We start from the raw sequence: 15,729 nt of genomic DNA on the forward strand, positions 1-15,729 counted from the left end.
GATGGCAGCGGCGTTTACGAGCGAGTCGAGCGAGGTTTAATTCTATCTCCTACTGGCCACACTGTTGCTAGTCATGCTAGAGCACCGGGACATCGGTGCACGGCAGGGAGGGGCAACCGGTGGTCAGGCGGATATTCGGTTTTTTGGCAGTGGTGGCCGTGGTGGTGTGCGCGTGCCGGGCGTGGCTCGGAGCCGGCGAAGCGACGCCGGGTGCAGCGACGGGGACAACGGCGGCCGATCTGGTGACGTCGGCCCTCTACAACCCGGCCGAGCCGCACGCGGCGCCCATTCCGCAGGACGCCCTGCGGCTGCGCATCCTCGCCAACAGCGACAGCCCGCAGGACCAGGCGCTCAAACGCGAGGTGCGGGACGCCGTGGTGGTGCAGGTGGCGAGGCTGGTGGCGGGATCGAAGGACGCCGCCGAAGCGCGTCAACGGGTGCAGGCAGCGCTGCCGGACATCCAGCGCACCGCCGCGGACGTCGCCCGCCAACACGGGTACGGTTATCCGGTGCGCGCGGACGTCGGGGTGGTGCCGTTCCCGACTAAGCTGTACGGAAACCAGGTGTACCCGGCCGGCAACTACGAGGCGTTGCGCATCACCCTCGGCGCGGGCCAGGGGCAGAATTGGTGGTGCGTGCTGTTCCCGCCGCTGTGCTTTGTGGACATCGCCGACGGAGACGCGGTGCCGAACACGGGCGAGTTCCCGGACCTGCCGCCGCTCGAGGTCATCGACATGCCGACGATGGACGGCGGCACGGCCCAGGTGCAAGTGCGGCTCGCGTCGCTGGACTACGGCGAGGAGCTGTGGCGGTGGGTGAAAAATCGGATGGACGGGGTGGCTCTGGGATGAAGTGGTGGCGGATTCCGGCGGAAGGCATGGGTCAGCCTGTGGTCGCGGCCGGCCGTGCGGCGGGCGGTGCGTCCGCGGCGGAGGGAGCGGCACAGGGGCCGGAGGAGGCGGTCCTTCGGGAGGCGCTGGCGGAGGCGGCGGCCGTGCTGCGCGGCGGCGGCCTCGTCGCGTTTCCGACGGAGACCGTGTACGGACTGGGGGCAAACGCCTGGCTGGACGAGGCGGCGCGGCGGGTGTTCGCGGCCAAGGGGCGGCCGGCGGACAATCCGCTCATTGTACATATCGCGGAGGTGGGCGATCTCGCCGGCGTGATCGACCGTCCGCAGGATGTGCCGGACGCGGCGCGGCGGGCCATGGACGCTTTTTGGCCGGGACCGTTGACCTTGATTCTGCCGGCGAACCCGCGCATCGCGCCGGCGGTGCGGCCGGGGATGGACACGGTCGGGGTCCGGATGCCGGCGCACCCGGTGGCGCGCGCGTTGATCCGTGCGGCGGGCTGCCCGGTGGCTGCGCCGAGCGCGAATCGTTCCGGCCGGCCGAGCCCCACGACGGCGGTGGATGTGGCGGAGGACATGCGCGGCCAGATTGACGGCATCGTCGACGGCGGCCCGTGCGGCATCGGCGTGGAGTCGACGGTGGCCCGGATTGGCGAGGAAGAGGTGGTCATCTACCGGCCGGGCGGGGTGACGCCGGACGATCTCGCGCGCGTCACCGGTCTCCCGGTGCGCGTGGCGGCGGGGCCGGCGGCCGGGGAGGCGCCGGCGTCGCCAGGGATGAAGTACCGCCACTACGCGCCGCGGGCCCGCGTGTACGTGTGGTGGGGCGACGAGGATCGGGTGCGCGTGGAGGTGGCGCGGTTCGCAGCGGCACACGGGGCGTCCGTTGGAGACGACGGGGACCGGCGGATCGCCCTGATTGCGCGGCCGGGGACGGTACCGCCCGGGTGGGACCCGGCGTGGGTGTGGACGCCGGCGGTGGACGGGGATCCCGGCGGCACGCCGGAGGAGCGGACATCGGAGGAGCGGAGGCCGGCGGACCTTGCGGGCGCGCGCGACGGCTACGCTGCGGCCCTCAGCCGACACCTGTACCGGCTGCTGCGCGCCTTCGATCGCCAGGAGGCGGATGTGATCCTGGTGGAAGGGGTGCCCCCGGAAGGGCTCGGCCTGGCGGTCATGAACCGGCTGGAGAAGGCGGCCGAGGGGCGGGTGTACCGGGTGTGAGGGGTTCGGGCGCGGCTTGTGGGTCATGGGGCTGGGGGATTCGGCGCGTTGGATCGCTCATCCCCCGAACGATTCCGCCGAGGGCATCGACGGCACCTGGTTCCTCCATTTGAAATCCGCCACGGCTCGGCCCTGGCCGTCATAGACGCGCCCATCGCGGACGCTCCACCCATCGAATCGGCCGGTGAATTCCGTATCCGCACCACCGGATCCTGGCCCCGCCACCGCTACTCGAGCTCCGGTCACCTCATCGAAAGCGAACGCGACGCCCCGCACACTGGCATTCGTGGTCGTGGCTTGTCCCGTCAGCACCACGCCGGGGAAGACCCGCGCATCGCAGAACAGCCCGCCGCCTTCCGACAGGCTGGCCAGGCCCGTCACACGATGCCGGCTGAGATCCAGGTAAAACAGATTGGAAGCCGACCCCTGCGGCGCACCCAGCACATGCGTCTGGATGTCCATCACGATGCCGTCCGGGGCCGGATACATCCGCGACGGACGTGCGACCACCGGCGCACTGGGGCTTGGGACGACAGAAGGGTGGAACGGGGATGAAACATGGCCCCAGTGGAACCAGCCGGTCCACGCGCCGCCCGCCAACGCGGCGGGGGACGAATCCTTCATGTCTGCGGAGAACCACCACTGCCCGTACGCCCACACCGGTGGCACGTCGTCGGTGATGAGGACGGCTTGTTCACTCAGGATGCCGCCGGTTCGCCGCCATGGTGTCATCCACAGCTGCGCCGGACCCGTGGGGCGCAGCCAGAGATCCAATTCTCCGGGAAGCGCCAACTGCGGGGCGTCCGCCGATCGCTGCTCGGCGGCCAGGTGACACCACACCACGTACGGCTGTCCGTCGATTACCGCCGGGGTGACGATGTAGTGGGCCGGATCCGGATCGGACGACGGCCAGCGCCAGTGGACGCCCGCCAGGGTGAATCCGTCCCAGGTAAATGCCACGGTCCGCACATCGCTCGTCTCATCGTTCCCACCGCTCGGCGCCGTGGTCTCGATCTCGCCGGTGAGCCAGCCGGCCGTGGTGTAGAGCGCGCCCGCCACTCCCTCGATGGTCGCCGTGAAGGGCTCGTCCGCTGGCCAAAAGGAAGCTGCAGACGCACCAGGGGAAGGGGCTTGAGGGTTTTCAGCGGAATCGATCCCGTTCGTCTCCTCAGCGTTCCCCGTGGCGTTTCCTCCTGCTGTTGCGTTTGCCATCTTTGGCTCCACGCCGGCGGATCCTTCGCCCCGGTTCACGGAGGTCTCCTGCGGAGCGCACCCAATCGCCAACGTCAAGAGACCGGTCAGACTGACCGACCACATCAAACGCCCCACCGACATACGCATACTCCCTTCCTAGGGGTCTCCCCCGTCCGCCGCAGGCGAGGTCATCCGCCAGATGGGCGCCGTGAACAGCCATGCCGCCGACAGGGTGATGCCGACGGCCGCCACCGCGATCGCGGTGCGCAGACCGAAGCTCGCCGCGATGTACCCCCCGGCCACCGCTCCCACAGAGGCCAGGATGTTCTCGAGCAGGTTGTAGACCGAACTGACCCGCCCCAGCTCCTCGTCCCGCGCCGTCCACTGGCGCAGGCTCGTCTCCAAGGTCTCGGCGATGACGCCGCAGCCGTCGCCCATCACCTGCGCGCCCATCAGGAAGAGGGCCGCCATCCAGGCGGGTCCGTGCGCCAGCGGCTGCAGCAGGTTGAACGCCCCGAAGCCGAAGCGCGACAGGATCAGCCATCGGCCGAATCCGTGCCGCTCGCCCAGGCGGCGCACCGCCGCGGCCCCGATCATCGCCCCGAGGCCGCCGCAGCAGACGGTGATGCCGAACAGCCCCGGGCTGAGGTGCAGGACGCGCAACGCGAACAGGACGTCCATTGAGTACAGGATGCCTTGAAACAGCCCGGACATGGCCACCGTCAGGGTCAGGGCTCGCAGCACGGGATGGCGGAAGACCATCCTTAGCCCGTCGCGGATCTCCCGAGCGATGGCCCCGGCGTCCAGTCTCACCGGCGCTGCAGGTGCCGCGGGGGACGCAGGTGCCGCAGGTGGCACGGGGGACGCGCCCGTCTCGGTTTCGGATGACAAGCCGCCCGCATCGGCCGGCGCGTCTCCGGGTTCCATCCGGCCCGTGCTGGTGGAGGAGGGTTCCCGCCGCCGGATCCACAGGACGGAAAGGGCCGACACGAGGTACGAGAGGGCGTCCAGGAAGATGGCGACCGACACCGACAGCGTCTGCACCAAGACGCCCGCCAGGCCCGGACCGGTCAACTCCGCGAAGGAGCGGGTGAGGTTCAGCTTGGCGTTGGCGTCGAGCAGGTGATGGCGGCCCACCAAGCGCGGCAGATAGGCCTGGTAGGCCGTGTTGAAGATCAAGGACAGGATGTCCACCAGCGGCTTGACCACGAACAGGAGCCACAGCGACAGGTCGCCGAACCAGGCGGTCAGCGGGATTGACATCAGGATGAGGAAGCGGAGCAGGTCGGTGGCGATGAGAAAAGGCCGGCGCGGCAGGCGATCCAGCAGGGCACCGGTCACCAGGCCGAGGATGGTCACCGGCAGGGTGCCGACCACCTCCAACCAGCCCATGGCGACGGGACTCGCGCCGAGCACCAACACCGCCCCTATCGGCAGCCCTTCCCGGGTCAGCCGGGAGCCGATCTGGGACAGGGCCTGTCCGATCCACAGTTTGAGAAAGTCGCGATTCTGCCACAGAGGATCGGAAGGTTGCGACGCTGCAGAACAAGAGACGGAGGATTCCATAGACACAGTATATCGTACGGGCACGGCGGTACGCGACCCGCCGGAGCACGCCTCAGCCCCCGCCCGCGGGGTCCCAGCGAGCCCTGCGGACGGGGGGACGCATGCGTACGACGCGGCGGTTCATTCATCCAACGTCTCGTAGTAGCGTTCGCCCGTGTACGGGTTGTACCAGACACGCTGGCGGACGCCGGTGGTGGGATCGATGTTCACCTCGTCCGTGCGCACGAAACCGTGCGGGACGGCGCCCTGCCGGCGGACGCGTTCCCGCCGCCGCTGGCTGGTGTACGCGAAGGCCAGCGCCGCCACCACGGCGGTCATCAACAACCATCCGAACAGGAGGATCACGCCTGGCTCACGCGGCGCAACCGGACCGCCGTGCCGTAGGCGACGATCTCCGACATCGTCTGGCCGATCTCGCTGGAGTCAAACCGCATCATCACGACGGCGTCGGCGCCCATGGCGTGCGCGTTGCGGACCAGGCGGTCGATGGCGTCCTTGCGGGCATCCTCTAACATTTCGGTGTATTCGTGAATCTCCCCGCCGATGATGCTCCGCAGACCCGCCGCGATGTTGCCGCCGAGGCCGCGGCTGCGGACAATCACGCCGAACACATGACCCAATACCTCCGTCACCTCGTAGCCCGGGATCCGTTCAGTGGTCACGACCAACATGGTGGTTTCCCTCCTGTTCAAACCAGGCGCCAAATCTTCAATATGGCACTATTATAAAGGATGTTCCGCCCATGGCGGCATGCGGTGCGCTTCCCATGTCAGGCCTTCCGCGCGCTCATCTCCTCCCTCGCCTCACGGCCAGCGCACCGCCGCAGACACCTGGTCGCGCCGGACGTATCCCGTCTGGCCCAAGGGGGTCACCACCTGCAGCCAGTCGCCGTTCAGCCCCGTCACCAACAGGGCGGTGTCCCCGTGCAGCCACCAGATGGCGAAGGGACCGGCTGCCGGCCGGCTGTACACCGGCGCGCCTTTGGGGGCGGTCACGAAGTACGCCGGGGTGTACCACAGGGGTCGCATCAGCACTGCTTCGAGCGCCTGTGCCAACGCCCGCTGGCCGGCGGCGTTCGGGTGGATGTCGCGCGCCTGGATCCGGATGAGGTCCTGCTGCCGCCCATCCATCACCCGATACGCGTCCACCACCGGGACGGCGGCCTGGGCGGCTGTGGCCGCGATGGCGTCGTTGGCCGCCCGGATGGCCGCCTCCGCCTCGCCGTGCAGAGGGGTGGTGGCGGGGAACGGATCGTACAGGTTGAAGAGGATCACCGGGGCGCTCGTCTGCTTCCGCACCGCGTCGAGGATGCGGGGCAGGTTGGCGCTCAGTTGCCGGATGCCCGCCTGGATTCGGGCGGGATTGATTTGCACGGTGCCGCCTGCCGCCGCCTGTGCGAGATCGGGGACGGCGTTCAGGAGATCGTTGCTGCCGATCTCGATGGTCACCACGTTCGCCGTGCGCAGCGCCTGTTGGAACGAGGACGTTCCGAGCGCGTTCAGCAGGTTGGACGACGTCCAGCCGGGCACTGCCAAATCCGTCACCCGCGCGCCGTTGTCCCCGGCGACGAGAAACGGGTAAGCGCCCGGGGCGGGGTGCAGGTCAGCCAGTGTCCGCGCACCGGGAGACGCCTCGGCGCCGGGCAGGCCGTACCCGAACGGGATGGAATCGCCCAGAGCCACCAGCCGCTGGCCAGGCGCGAGGGCGCGGCCGGTGCCGCCCTTGGCGGGGGCGGGGGCTGGGGCCGGCGTGGGGGCCGAACCGGCGGAGGCGGGCTGCGCCGGCCCGCTCAACACGGCGCCGGCCATCATGCCGGCCGCGGCGAGTCGTCCGAGCCAGCCACGCCTTCCCCGCCATCGCACGCGGCCTGTCCGTCCATGCCGTTTCCGGACTGTCCTGTCTCCTGTCGTGAGGCCGTCTTGCGTGTCCATCCTTCACCCGTCCTTCCACCTTCTTGTCTCCATGGTATGTAGCGCGGGCCGCGGGAGGCAAGCGGATGGTCCATCATGTCCCGCGGGACAGGCGCATAGATTCAGGAAGGGGCCGGAAGGAGGGGGCGGGTGGCTGACCATATCCACGACTTGTTTGAAATCCTGATGATGTCCATGGCGCTCGGGATGGACGCCTTCTCGCTGTCCATCGGCATCGGCCTGCACGGGATTCGGCGGCAGGCTGCCCTGCGGTTGGCCGGGACCATCGGGGTGTTTCACGTCCTGATGACCCTGACTGGCCTGTACATCGGATTGGCCATGCAGGGGCTGCTGGGTGCGGTCGCGCAGGGGTTTGGCGCCCTGTTGCTGTGCGGGATGGGACTGCACATGCTGTACACCAGTGTGTTTGCCCCGCAGCAGGTGGCGATGACCGGCACCGGCGGCATCGCCCTGCTCGCGTTCTCCGCGAGTGTCTCCATCGACGCGCTGTCCGTCGGTTTCAGCCTCGGGCTGCGCAGCACCGCTTACGGGTTGGTCTCGGCGGGGGCCTTCGGGATCGCCGGCGGCATCCTGTGTCTGGCCGGCCTCTACATCGGGGGCAAGGCGGGGGGTCACATCGGCCGCATCGGCGAACTGGCGGGAGCGCTCATTCTCTTCGGGTACGGTGTCCACCTCCTGGCCGGATGACGCGGGGAAAATGGGGCGCCCAGCTGTCTGTCAAAGCGCAATTATGATAAGATTCAGATCATAGAACCCGGCGCTTACGCTGGCATCGCGATGGAAGCGGATCCGCATCGGATCTCCGATGGGGGAGCGCTGAGAGAGGAGGGACCGAATGCTGCACCTGGTGGTGTGCATCAAACAGGTGCCGGACAGCCGCGAGATCCGCATCGATCCGAAGACCAACACGCTCATCCGGCAGGGTGTGCCGGCCATCGTCAACTACTACGACCTGCACGGCCTGGAGGAGGCGCTGCGCATCAAGGACCGGCATGGGGCGCGCGTCACCGTCGTGACGATGGGCCCGCCGTCCGCGGACAAGGCGCTCAAGCAGTGCATCGCCATGGGGGCGGACGAAGGTGTCCTGGTCAGTGACCGGGCGTTCGCGGGGGCGGACACCCTCGCCACCTCGTACGTGGTGGCGATGACCATCCGCAAAGCGGAGGAAGAGTGGGGGCCGGTGGACATCGTCTTCTGCGGCAAGCAGACGCTCGACGGGGACACGGGCCAAGTGGGGCCGGGCGTCGCCTGCCGCCTCGACCTGGAGCAGTTGACGTACGTCGAAAAGGTCGAGCACCTGGACCTCGAGCGGCGGGAGATCATCGTGCATCGGCACCTGGAGGACGGGGTCGAGCGGGTGCGGGCGAAGTTGCCGGTGCTCATCACCGCGCTCGCCGAACTGAATGAACCCCGCCGGGCCAGCCTTCCGGGCGTCCTGCGAGCGGCCCGGTACAAACCGATGGTGTGGACGACCAACGACTTTCCGGACCTGGATCGCAGTAAGATCGGCCTGCGCGGGTCCCCGACCATCGTCGCCAAGACGTGGGTGCCCGAGCCGCGGAAGGTCAACACCGAGTACATCCCGGCGGATCCGCCGGAGGCGGCCGCCGAAGCCCTGGTGGAACGGCTGTTCGCAAGCGACATCGCGGAAAAACTGGGCTGGGTGCAGGGGGTGCGAGCATGAGCGACGGAACCCAGACGGAACTCCAGCGCGGCGAACCGAGGCGGGATCCCAAACGGCGCAAGCCGATGGTCGGCTTGCAGCCGGAGGGAGACGTGGATTGGTCCTCTTACCGGGGCGTCTTAGTCGTGGTGGAACAGCGGGCGGGCGTCGCCAAGCCCGTGTCCTGGCAGCTCCTCGGCGAGGGACGCCGGCTGGCCGACAAGCTGGATGCGCCGCTGCTGGCGTTGGTCATGGGACACCAGGTGGCGCACCTCGCAGAGGAGGCCATCTGCTACGGCGCGGATCGCGTGTACCTGTGCGATTCGCCCGAGCTCCGGGACTACCGCACGCGGCCGTACAGCCGCGTGTGTCTGCACGTGATCCGCACCTTCAAGCCGGAGATTGTCCTAATGGGTGCCACCTACACGGGGCGCGATCTCGCCGGCGCCATCGCAACCCACCTGCCGACGGGGCTGACGGCGGACTCGACGATGCTCGACGTGGACGAGGACCGCCTGCTGTTGGCCAGCCGGCCCGCGTTCTCAGAGAAGATGCTGGCCACCATCCTGTGCAAACAGTTCAAGCCGCAGATGGCCACCGCGCGAGCCGGGGTGTTCGAAGCGCTGCCGCGGGATCCTTCGCGCACCGGCGAGATTATCACCGTACCGCCGCAGATTCCTCCGGAGGACATCGCCACGGAGGTGCTGGAGTTCATCGCCGCCACGGACCGGGTCAACCTGGCGGAGGCGGAGGTGATTGTCGCCGGCGGGCGCGGACTGGGCGGACCGGCGGCCTTCGCGATGCTCAAGGAGCTGGCTGATGCGTTGGGCGGCGTGGTCGGCGCGTCCCGGGCGGCGGTCGATCTCGGTTGGATTGACCATCGCCATCAGGTCGGCCAGACGGGGACCACGGTGCGGCCCAAGCTCTACTTCGCCATCGGCATCTCCGGGGCGGTGCAGCACGTGGTCGGGATGCAGAACGCGGAGTGCATCATCGCCATCAACAAGGATCCGGCGGCGCCGATCTTTCAGATCGCCCACTACGGCATCGTCGGCGACCTGTTCCAGATTGTCCCGGCCATTACGGAGGCGGTGCGCGCGCGCAAGGCGGCCGGCGGGCTACGTGCAGACGGGGAAGGCGTGGGCTTTTCCTTGACCGGTGCGGGCTCCGGCGGTCCCGTCCGGGGCGCGGAATGAGTGACAGGGGGGGAGTGCGCGTGGCGGACGAACGGTTTGACGCCATCGTGGTGGGCGCGGGTCCGGCGGGGACGGCGGCGGCCTACACGATGGCCAAGGCGGGCCTGAAGGTGGCGCTCGTCGAACGCGGGGAGTTTCCAGGCGCGAAAAACATCTTCGGCGGCGTATTATACCGCAAGCAGCTCGAGGACCTGATCCCGGAGTGGTGGAAGGAGGCGCCTCTGGAGCGGAAGATCGTCGAACAGCGCCTGTGGATCCTCGCCGACGACAGCGCGGTGACGTTCGGGCATCGCAACCAGCGGTACCATGACCCGCCGAACTGCTGGACAGGACTGCGGGTAAAGTTCGATCCCTGGTTCGCCGGCAAAGCGGAGCAGGCGGGGGCGATCCCCATCTACGAGACGGTGGTCACCGGCCTGTTGCGCGCCGGCGAACGGGTTCGGGGGGTGATCACGGACCGCGACGACGGCGAACTGGAAGCCAACGTCACCATCATCGCCGACGGGGTCAACTCGCTGTTGGGCAAACAGTTGATGGTGCATCGGGAATGGCGGCCGGACGAGGTGTCGCTCGCCGTCAAGGAGATCATCCAACTGCCCAAGCAGACCATCCAGGACCGGTTCAATCTGGAGGGCGACGAGGGATGCACGATTGAGATCATCGGCCACACCTGCGGCATGGCCGGGTTGGGATTCCTGTACACCAACACCGATACCCTCTCCATCGGCGTCGGCGTGATGGTCAGCGACCTCAAGAAAAAGCGAGTCAAGCCGTACGAGGTGCTGGACGGGCTGAAGCAGCATCCGGCCATCTCCCGGCTCATCCAGGGGGGTGAGGTCAAGGAGTACTCCGGCCACCTCATCCCAGAGGGCGGCTTCAACTCCATCCCGGCCTTGGCGGGCGACGGCTGGATGATCTGCGGCGACGCGGCGCAGTTGGTCAACGCGGTGCACAGGGAGGGGACGAACCTGGCCATCACCTCCGGGCGCCTGGCGGGGGAGGCGGCCATCCGGGCGCACGAGGCGGGAGACTTCTCCGCGAGCACCCTGGCTGCCTACGACGAGGCCATCCGGGCTTCGTTCGTCTACAAGGACCTCAAGAAGTACCGGGGCGTGCACAGCCTGCTGGCCCATGAGGACGCGGAGCAGTTGTTCCATCGACTGCCGCAGGCGCTCAACGACGCCGCCTACGAGATGCTGCTGGTGGACGGCGTGCCGAAGCGCGACAAGCAGCGAAAGGCCATCCGCCGCGTGAAGGAAGCGGCGGGGGGCGCTTATATGGACCTGATTCGCCTGGGTTTGAAAGGGTGGAGGGCGATGAACGGATGAGCGCGAGCATCGAGGAGCGGCTGTTCACCATTCGCTACAAGGCCGACCGGGTGTCTCACCTGATCATCAAGGATCAGGAGGTGTGCCTGGCCTGCCCGACCAAGGAGTGCAACTGGTTCTGCCCGTCGGATGTGTATCTGTGGCACGAAGCGGAGCGCATGACGTCCGTGGCGTACGAGAACTGCATCGAGTGCGGGACCTGCCGAATTGCCTGCCCGGAGTACAACATCGAGTGGCTGTACCCGAAGGGGGGCTACGGGGTGACGTACAAATACGGATGAACAGAAAGGCGGAGGATGAGGATGATTGACCGCCGCCAGTTTCGTTGTCCGGATGCACCGCCGGTCAAGGTGGCGTTCTCGGACCTGGACAGCCTGCTGGACGAATTGCTGCAGTGCGGCATCCGGACGGCGCGGCTGGACCTGTTCCGGGTGATCCGCCAAAGCGAGCTGTCGTTCGTCCACTATGTGACGTGGACGCTGTATGTCACCGCCTGGGATCCCGAGCGCGGCACCTTGTACGAATATCAGGAGGCGGCGGGGACCACCGTCAGCACGGATCCGCTCGCGGAAGACGCGGTGGAGCCGCTCGCCCCCCGGCAGCGGCTGGAGACCCTGCGCCGGCGGATGCAGGAGCAGTCCATCGAGGTCCGGCGGGGCCGGTTTGTGATCCAGACGGACGGTGCGGACGGATAAGAAGGGACCATGGAGTCGGGAACGCGGCGCCGGCTCCGGGGCGCATCTGCCCCGGGGATCGGCGCCATTGCATGCGGTTTTGGGGGCGGGATATACTGAAGCCAATCGAATCCATCACCGGAAATTCGCAGGCCGGGGCCAGGAGGTGTCGTCCTTGCACCTGTTGTTCGTCTGCACCGGGAACACGTGCCGCAGTCCCATGGCGGCTTTTTTTGCGCAAGCGGAGATCCAACGCCGCAGTCTGTCCTGGACCGTGGAATCGGCCGGCCTGTACGCGGCGGAGGGCATGCCGATGACGCCCGCCGCCGCGGACGCGCTGACCCGCCGCCACATCCCCCTGTCGCCGCATCGGTCCCAGCCTGTGCGGCCGGATCTGGTCGAGAAAGCCGATGTCATCCTCGTCATGACGCAGAGCCAGGCCAAGGACCTGGAGAGCCGATTCCCGCAGGCGAAGGACAAGATCCGCCTGCTCGGAGGCTTCGCGGCGTTTGCCGACCCTGAGGAAGGCGCATCGCAAACGGATGCCGCATCCTCCACCGGGTGTGATATTGTAGATCCGTTCGGAGGATTGGACGAGCATTACGAGGCGTGCGCACAACAGATTGAGCGCAGCGTGCGGGGGCTCGTCAACCACCTGTTGGGGGAGAACAAGCTGTGAACATCGCAATCGCCAGCGATCACGCTGGATTCCGGCTGAAAGAGGCACTCAAGCAGACGCTCGACGAGTTGGCCGTGGACTACGAAGACCTGGGCACCTACGACGAAACGTCGGTCGACTATCCGGATTACGCGCGCAAGGTCGCGGAGGGCGTGGCCGAGGGCCGCTATAACCGGGGGGTCCTCGTCTGCGGGACGGGCCTCGGCATGTGCATCACCGCGAACAAGGTGCCGGGAGTGCGCGCGGTGACGGCGCATGACGTGTTCTCCGCCCGGATGTCCCGGGCGCACAATGATGCCAACGTGCTCACCATGGGGGAGCGCGTGATTGGCCCCGGGCTGGCGGCGGAAGTGCTCAAGACGTGGCTGACGACCGAGTTCGAGGGCGGGCGCCACGCTGGGCGCGTCGACAAGGTGCGCCAGGTGGAACGGGAGTACGGAAAGGCATGAGGGAACCACGCGGCCCGATGGGGGACCGGGCATGGCTGGACCAGATCCGGTCGGAGCTCCGCGAGTGCCTCGACGATCTTCGGGCGGCGGCGGACCTCGGCCCGGGCCGCCTGCTGGTGGTCGGTGCCTCGACGAGCGAGGTGTGCGGCCATCGGATCGGCACGCACACCTCGGCTGAGGTGGGTCAGGCGCTGGTCGAGACCCTCTTCGACTTCGCCGCGGCGGCGGGATGCCACCTGGCATTCCAGTGCTGCGAGCACCTCAACCGGGCGTTGGTGGTGCGTCGTTCGCTCGCCGAAGCGCGCGGCTGGACGGAGGTCGCCGCTGTGCCGGTGCCCGGGGCGGGCGGATCGGTGGCGGCCCACGCGTATTTCGCGTGGCCGGACGCCTGTCTGGTGGAGCGCGTCGAGGCGGACGCCGGGCTGGACATCGGCGACACCCTCATCGGCATGCATCTCAAGCGCGTCGCGGTGCCGGTGCGCGGGCGGCGCAACCGGATCGGCGAGGCCCATGTGGTGATGGCGCGCACGCGGCCGCCGCTCGTCGGCGGATCGCGCGCCGTGTACGACGTGGAGGAGGCGCGGCGGCGCCTGTTTGGCGACATGCGTTGACGGTCCCGAGAAATCTGCGGCCGGGCGGGCACCCGGGAGGAGGAGACGGAATGACCACATTGCACACATGGGATCCGGAAGTCGCGCGGGCGATGGAGCAGGAGCTCGGCCGCCAGCGCGCGAAGATTGAGTTGATTGCGTCGGAGAACTTCGTCAGCCGGGCCGTCATGGAGGCCATGGGGAGCGTCTTGACCAACAAGTACGCCGAGGGGTACCCGGGCCGGCGCTATTACGGCGGCTGCGAGTACGTCGACATCGTCGAGAACCTGGCGCGGGATCGCGTCAAACAACTGTTTGGCGCCGAACACGCCAACGTGCAGCCCCACTCCGGCGCACAGGCGAACATGGCGGTCTACTTCGCGGCCCTGCAGCCGGGGGACACGGTCCTCGGCATGAACCTCGCCCACGGCGGCCATCTGACGCACGGCAGCCCGGTCAATTTCTCCGGCCAACTGTACCGTTTCGCCGCCTACGGGGTCCATCCGGAAACGGAGCAGATTGACTACGACGAGGTGGCCCGCATCGCCAAGGAGGTGCGGCCGAAGCTCATCGTCGCCGGGGCGAGCGCGTATCCGCGCGTGATCGACTTCGCCCGCATGCGCGCCATCGCCGACGAGGTGGGGGCGATGCTCATGGTCGACATGGCCCACATCGCGGGCCTGGTGGCGACCGGCCATCACCCGTCTCCTGTTCCGCACGCCCAATTTGTCACGAGCACCACGCACAAGACCTTGCGCGGGCCGCGCGGGGGGCTCATCCTGACGACGCAGGCGCATGCGAAGGCCATCGACAAGTCCATCTTCCCGGGCGTCCAGGGCGGTCCCCTGATGCACGTCATCGCCGCCAAGGCGGTGGCCTTCGGGGAGGCGCTGAAGCCGGAGTTCAAGGATTATTCCGCGCGCATCATCCGGAATGCGAAGGCGCTGGCCGAGGCGCTCACGGCGCGCGGCTTCCGGCTGGTGTCGGGCGGCACGGACAACCACCTCATCCTGATTGACGTGCGCAACTTCAACTTGACCGGCAAGGAGGCGGAGCGGCGCCTCGACGAGGTCGGCATCACCGTGAACAAGAACGCCATCCCGTTTGATCCGCAGTCCCCCATGGTCACCAGCGGCATCCGGGTCGGCACGCCGGCGGTCACGACGCGCGGCATGGACGAGCGGGCGATGGAGGAGATCGCCGACGTGTTCCACATGACTCTCGCCTCTTCGTTCACGGAGGCGGATGCCGAGGCCGCGCGGGCCAAGGTGAAGGCATTGACGGAACGCTTCCCGCTCTACGAGGGATTGTCGTACCTGGCGTGAGCCCTTTGTCGCTTTCGGGCCCGCCTGGGGCGGAGGGCTCTGTCCCCGGTGCGTTGCTGCACCTGGCATGGGTCTGTCCGCCCGCGGCGGGCGGATGGCAGGAGAGGAGGAATTGCGGTGATTCTCATCGCCCATCGGTTGAAACCGCACGTTGTGGAGGCGCTGCGGAAGGCGTTGCCGGAGGAAGAGATTGAGGTGATGGACCGCTTCGATCCCGCCCATCCCCGCTTGGCGGAAGTGGAGATCCTGGCGGCCACCGGACCGTCGCTCACGGAGGCTGCCATCGGGGCGTGCCCGAACGTCCGCTGGCTGCACTCCATCTCGGCCGGCGTCGAGACGGTGCCGTTCCATCTCATCCGGGCGCGGGGCCTGTTGCTGTCGAACGCGCGCGGCGCGCACGGCAAGCAGATGGCTGAGCAGATCCTCGGCATGATGATCTCGTTCACCCGCGGCCTCCACTACAATGTGCGCCGTCAGTTGGAACACCGCTGGGACCACGGGTACAAGCTGGGCGAGCTGGCGGGCAGCCACCTGGTCATCGTCGGGGCAGGCAGCATTGGACGCGAGGTGGCGCGCAAGGCGCAGGCGTTCGATATGACCATCACGGGGGTGCGCCGGAACCCGGCTCCGCTGCCGGGCTTTCACCAGGTGGTCGGCGTGGACGCCTTGCACCGCGTCCTGCCGGAGGCTGACTTCGTGGTGGTCCTGACGCCATTGACCCCGGACACGTACCACCTGATTGGGGAAGCGGAATTGGCCGCCATGAAGCCGTCGGCGTTTCTCATCAACTTCGCCCGCGGGGACGTGGTGGACGAGGACGCGCTCATCCGCGCGCTGCGGGAGAGTCGCATCCGCGGGGCGGGCCTGGATGTGTTCCACAAGGAACCGCTGCCTGCGGACAGCCCCCTGTGGGACATGGAGAACGTCCTGATTTCGCCGCACAACGGCGGATGGACGCCGTCGCACGACGACCGGTTCCTTGAGGTGTTTCTCGCCAACTACCGGGCCTACCGGGCGGGGGAACCGCTGCCGACCCAGGTGGACATCGAGGCGCGGTACTGAG

Annotated in this window: 18 protein-coding genes; 13 read left to right on the forward strand and 5 right to left on the reverse strand. The window is 68.0% G+C overall.

From position 1 onward, the window contains the following. The first annotated feature begins 239 nt into the window (after positions 1-239). Both spoIIR and BM357_RS06040 read left to right on the forward strand, forming a co-directional pair. On the forward strand, positions 240-851 hold the full coding sequence (spoIIR, locus tag BM357_RS06035) for a stage II sporulation protein R (RefSeq protein WP_425426522.1): 612 nt from the start codon (positions 240-242) through the stop codon (positions 849-851). Next, positions 848-2,071, forward strand: a complete 1,224-nt coding sequence (locus BM357_RS06040; RefSeq protein ID WP_245783867.1) for an L-threonylcarbamoyladenylate synthase — start codon at positions 848-850, stop codon at positions 2,069-2,071. Before spoIIR ends, BM357_RS06040 begins: the two co-directional genes overlap by 4 nt. A 57-nt stretch (positions 2,072-2,128) precedes the next feature. On the opposite strand, the gene BM357_RS06045 is transcribed toward BM357_RS06040, so the two are convergent. The 5 genes from BM357_RS06045 to BM357_RS06065 form a co-directional block, all read right to left on the reverse strand. Further along, positions 2,129-3,406, reverse strand: coding sequence for a hypothetical protein (locus BM357_RS06045; protein WP_074950646.1), 1,278 nt, complete (start codon positions 3,404-3,406; stop codon positions 2,129-2,131). 15 nt (positions 3,407-3,421) lie between these two features. Beyond that, a complete protein-coding gene (locus BM357_RS06050) occupies positions 3,422-4,831 on the reverse strand; it encodes an MFS transporter (RefSeq protein WP_074950648.1) in 1,410 nt (469 codons plus the stop codon). Between the two features lie 120 nt (positions 4,832-4,951). Further along, on the reverse strand, positions 4,952-5,149 hold the full coding sequence (locus tag BM357_RS06055) for a hypothetical protein (RefSeq protein ID WP_074950797.1): 198 nt from the start codon (positions 5,147-5,149) through the stop codon (positions 4,952-4,954). 23 nt (positions 5,150-5,172) lie between these two features. Next, positions 5,173-5,502 (reverse strand): YbjQ family protein, encoded by a 330-nt coding sequence (locus BM357_RS06060; protein WP_074950650.1) that lies wholly within the window; start codon positions 5,500-5,502, stop codon positions 5,173-5,175. 132 nt (positions 5,503-5,634) lie between these two features. Continuing rightward, complete coding sequence (locus BM357_RS06065; RefSeq protein ID WP_139234589.1) at positions 5,635-6,762, reverse strand: GDSL-type esterase/lipase family protein; 1,128 nt, start codon at positions 6,760-6,762, stop codon at positions 5,635-5,637. A gap of 129 nt (positions 6,763-6,891) precedes the next feature. Between BM357_RS06065 and BM357_RS06070 the strand changes: the two genes are divergently transcribed. The 11 genes from BM357_RS06070 (at position 6,892) to BM357_RS06120 (ending at position 15,728) form a co-directional block, all read left to right on the forward strand. Then, positions 6,892-7,449, forward strand: a complete 558-nt coding sequence (locus BM357_RS06070; RefSeq protein WP_245783868.1) for a manganese efflux pump MntP — start codon at positions 6,892-6,894, stop codon at positions 7,447-7,449. A 148-nt stretch (positions 7,450-7,597) separates the two neighbouring features. Then, complete coding sequence (locus tag BM357_RS06075; RefSeq protein ID WP_175511462.1) at positions 7,598-8,446, forward strand: electron transfer flavoprotein subunit beta/FixA family protein; 849 nt, start codon at positions 7,598-7,600, stop codon at positions 8,444-8,446. Positions 8,447-8,538: 92 nt separating this feature from the next. Further along, on the forward strand, positions 8,539-9,621 hold the full coding sequence (locus BM357_RS06080) for an electron transfer flavoprotein subunit alpha/FixB family protein (RefSeq protein WP_217647674.1): 1,083 nt from the start codon (positions 8,539-8,541) through the stop codon (positions 9,619-9,621). Then, positions 9,618-10,949 (forward strand): FAD-dependent oxidoreductase, encoded by a 1,332-nt coding sequence (locus BM357_RS06085; protein ID WP_074950654.1) that lies wholly within the window; start codon positions 9,618-9,620, stop codon positions 10,947-10,949. The genes BM357_RS06080 and BM357_RS06085 overlap by 4 nt, the downstream gene beginning before the upstream one ends. Next, positions 10,946-11,230, forward strand: a complete 285-nt coding sequence (locus BM357_RS06090; protein WP_029422269.1) for a ferredoxin family protein — start codon at positions 10,946-10,948, stop codon at positions 11,228-11,230. Before BM357_RS06085 ends, BM357_RS06090 begins: the two co-directional genes overlap by 4 nt. A gap of 21 nt (positions 11,231-11,251) precedes the next feature. After that, positions 11,252-11,644 carry a hypothetical protein gene (locus tag BM357_RS06095; RefSeq protein WP_074950656.1) on the forward strand — a complete coding sequence of 131 codons (393 nt, stop codon included), beginning with the start codon at positions 11,252-11,254 and terminating at the stop codon, positions 11,642-11,644. A gap of 154 nt (positions 11,645-11,798) precedes the next feature. After that, on the forward strand, positions 11,799-12,302 hold the full coding sequence (locus BM357_RS06100; RefSeq protein WP_083430239.1) for a low molecular weight protein arginine phosphatase: 504 nt from the start codon (positions 11,799-11,801) through the stop codon (positions 12,300-12,302). Next, positions 12,299-12,751: a ribose 5-phosphate isomerase B gene (gene rpiB, locus BM357_RS06105; protein WP_074950658.1), complete on the forward strand. Its 453-nt coding sequence runs from the start codon at positions 12,299-12,301 to the stop codon at positions 12,749-12,751. The genes BM357_RS06100 and rpiB overlap by 4 nt, the downstream gene beginning before the upstream one ends. Beyond that, the gene (locus tag BM357_RS06110; RefSeq protein ID WP_074950660.1) at positions 12,748-13,362 is read left to right on the forward strand and encodes a TIGR01440 family protein; all 615 of its coding nucleotides are present in this window, start codon (positions 12,748-12,750) and stop codon (positions 13,360-13,362) included. Before rpiB ends, BM357_RS06110 begins: the two co-directional genes overlap by 4 nt. A 50-nt stretch (positions 13,363-13,412) precedes the next feature. Next, positions 13,413-14,666: a serine hydroxymethyltransferase gene (locus BM357_RS06115; RefSeq protein ID WP_074950662.1), complete on the forward strand. Its 1,254-nt coding sequence runs from the start codon at positions 13,413-13,415 to the stop codon at positions 14,664-14,666. Positions 14,667-14,783: 117 nt separating this feature from the next. Further along, positions 14,784-15,728: a D-2-hydroxyacid dehydrogenase gene (locus BM357_RS06120; protein ID WP_175511463.1), complete on the forward strand. Its 945-nt coding sequence runs from the start codon at positions 14,784-14,786 to the stop codon at positions 15,726-15,728. The last annotated feature ends 1 nt before the right edge of the window (position 15,729 follow it).

Source organism: Paenalicyclobacillus macrosporangiidus, from assembly GCF_900116805.1.
GTDB lineage: Bacteria > Bacillota > Bacilli > Alicyclobacillales > Alicyclobacillaceae > Alicyclobacillus_H > Alicyclobacillus_H macrosporangiidus.